The sequence below is a fragment of the Sediminibacterium sp. FW305-C-269 genome (assembly GCF_058231045.1).
Map to the genome: position 1 here is coordinate 1 of NZ_JBIQXQ010000008.1, position 665 is coordinate 665.

1 protein-coding gene is annotated in these 665 nt (G+C 47.1%); it reads right to left on the reverse strand.

Annotation, left to right across the window (positions count from 1 at the left end; genetic code table 11):
- On the reverse strand, window positions 1-665 hold a 665-nt coding region (locus tag ACH3Y6_RS15650; protein ID WP_490836568.1), incomplete at both ends, for a dTDP-glucose 4,6-dehydratase.

Consider the following 665-nt stretch of genomic DNA (forward strand, 5'->3'; position numbering starts at 1 on the left):
TTTCCTTTATGAAAGATCAGGTCGATGGCCAACGCATGGTCCTTTACATAGAGCCAGTCACGCGTGTACTGACCATCTCCATAAACCGGCAACGGTTTTTCGTGAATGATGTTATTGATGAACAGCGGGATCAGTTTTTCAGGAAAATGATTCGGACCGTAATTGTTGGAACAATTGGATACGATCGTCTGCATATGATAGGTCTCCCGGTAAGCCCTCACAAAATGGTCGGAAGAAGCTTTACTGGCCGAGTAGGGTGAGTTGGGGGCATAGGGAGTGGTTTCGGTAAAGAAACCTGTATCGCCCAGGCTGCCATACACTTCATCGGTAGAGATATGGTAAAAAAGATGTTTCGAATAATCGGCTTTCCAGTAATCCCTGGCCGTATTCAGCAGGTTCACCGTGCCGATGATATTGGTGTATACAAAGTCAAGCGGCGAAACAATGGAACGGTCCACATGCGATTCTGCCGCCAGGTGGATCACATCGCTGACCTGGTAGGTCTCAAATACCTGTTTCAGCGCATCAATATCCAGGATATTGGTTTTGGAGAACACATAATTGGGAGCTTTCTCAATATCGGCCAGGTTTTCCAGGTTGCCGGCATAGGTCAAAGCATCCAGGTTGATGATCCGGTAATCCGGGTATTTGTTCACCAGTAAACG